The organism is uncultured Cellulomonas sp., from assembly GCF_947494015.1.
In the GTDB taxonomy this organism is placed as follows: Bacteria; Actinomycetota; Actinomycetes; order Actinomycetales; family Cellulomonadaceae; genus Pengzhenrongella.
On record NZ_CANLTL010000033.1, the window covers coordinates 1 to 1,917 of the forward strand.

Consider the following 1,917-nt stretch of genomic DNA (forward strand, 5'->3'; position numbering starts at 1 on the left):
GTGCGCATCCGGGAGAACACCGTCGAGCACGTCGCGTTGCGGACCTCGAACACCGCACCGGCCACCGGCACGCCCCCGGACGACGCCACCACCCGGCCCGACGACGCCGCCTCGGCGAGCACGAACCAGTTCGAGCGCAGGTTGAGCGCGAGCCGCAGCGCGTCCCCGGTCACCGTGCGCGACCCCTCGGTGCCGGTGAGCAGCACCGTCTGCACGCGGCCGCCGTCGGCGCCCAGGCCGTTGCGCGCGGTCACCACCATGTCCGTCAGCGTGCCGACGCCGTACGTGGTCCCCAGCGCGGAGACGTCCCGCACGACCTCCCAGTCGTGGTTCGGGTTGGACGGCACCGCGTCGCCCTCGTCCGGCACCGCGGGGAACGCGCCGCCGGCGGTGTACCCCCCGGTGGACGAGGAGAACTCCGCACGGACCGGCCGCCCGTCGGGCCAGGTGAGCACCTGGCCCGACGTCGCGCGCACGGCCGCGTCGGTCCGCGGGTCCTCGATCCGCTCGCCGTTGAGGCCGGCGCCGCCGTACACCTGGCAGGCGGTGGTGTCGCACGTCCGGGCGTAGGTCGAGCGGGTCTCGGCCAGCGCGTACGACCGGGCCGCGATCGTCTGGGCGCGCAGGGCGTGCGCCCCGCGACCGCCCGACAGGTCGGCCCACGACGCCGGCGACTCGCGCGGGATGACCCCGCGCAGGTAGTCGTCGAGGTACACGGTGTTGATCGTGCGGGGGCCGTCGACCGTGGCACTCAGCTCGAGCATCCCCCGGTAGGTGCGGTCCAGGCCGGGCCGGCAGACGGTCAGCATCTGGCCGAGGTCGTCGCCGGGGTCGCCGGTCGCCGCCTGGACGATGCCGGACGTGACCGCGCCGACCCGGGTGCCGACCCCGGCGCACCCGACGCCGCGGTACACGCCGATCAGGCCGCCGGCCTCCAGCCGCAGCGTCGCGGACTCCCCCGGGGCGAACGCGATGGAGCCGCCCACGACGAACGGGACGGCGGCCGCGGTGACCTTGAGCTCGAGCCCGTCCTGGGCGGTGAGGCGGACGGTCATCAGGCTGCGCGCACCGCCGTAGACGGGGCTGGTCAGCCGGGTGCCGGCGTAGTAGTGCCGGACGATGTCCCCGTACGTCCAGCCGTACATCGTGGCGTACCCGAGCGCGCCGTACTGGCCCATCCCTCGGCCGTGCCCGAACCCGTGCCCGCGGACGGTCACCGTCTGCAGGGGTGAGCCGGACACGGTGGGGACGACCCGGGTCGACGACGCGGCGGGCACGACCGGCGTGGCCGTCGGGACGTCGGACCGCGCGGCGGACGCCGTGGCGACCGGACCGGCCACGGTGAGTGCCAGCACCGTCCCCCACACCGTCAGGATCCGACGCAGACGCTGCCTCATGGTCATCGCTCACCTTCGAGTCGTGGAGCACCGTGCTCGGTCGTCCCAGTGTGCGCCGCACCGGTGCGGGGCGTCGAGGCGCGGTGGGCGTCCCGCACCTCGCCGGCCGGCCGAGGCCGCCCGCGGCGCAGCTCGAGCGGCCGCCCGGGGAACCGGCCCCCGAACCGACCCCCGATCCGGCCGAGGAGGGTCACGCGGTGGTGACCCGGACGGGCACGGTGAACCCGGGCCCCGGCGACACCGCGAAGGTCTGCGACCCCGGCAGCGCGAACCCGGCCGGCACCGAGACCGGCACCAGGCAGTACGTGCCCGGGTTCGCCGTCACCGGGAACGACCCGTCCGCCCCCGTGCGCATCCGCGAGAACACCGTCGAGCAGGACGCGTTGCGGACCTCGACCACGGCGCCCGGCACCGGCACGCCGCCACCGGACAGCACCACCGAGCCCTGCCACGGCCCCGGCGCGGGCACCGACACCGGCACCGTGAACCCGAGCCCCGGCGACACCGTGAAGGTCTGCGA

Annotated in this window: 2 protein-coding genes; both read right to left on the minus strand. The window is 75.8% G+C overall.

What is annotated here, in order from left to right:
- Positions 1-1,397: SpoIID/LytB domain-containing protein (locus Q0840_RS18940; RefSeq protein ID WP_298462727.1), on the minus strand; the 1,397-nt coding region annotated here is incomplete at its 3' end.
- Positions 1,398-1,587: 190 nt separating this feature from the next.
- Positions 1,588-1,917: SpaA isopeptide-forming pilin-related protein (locus Q0840_RS18945; RefSeq protein WP_298462730.1), on the minus strand; the 330-nt coding region annotated here is incomplete at its 5' end.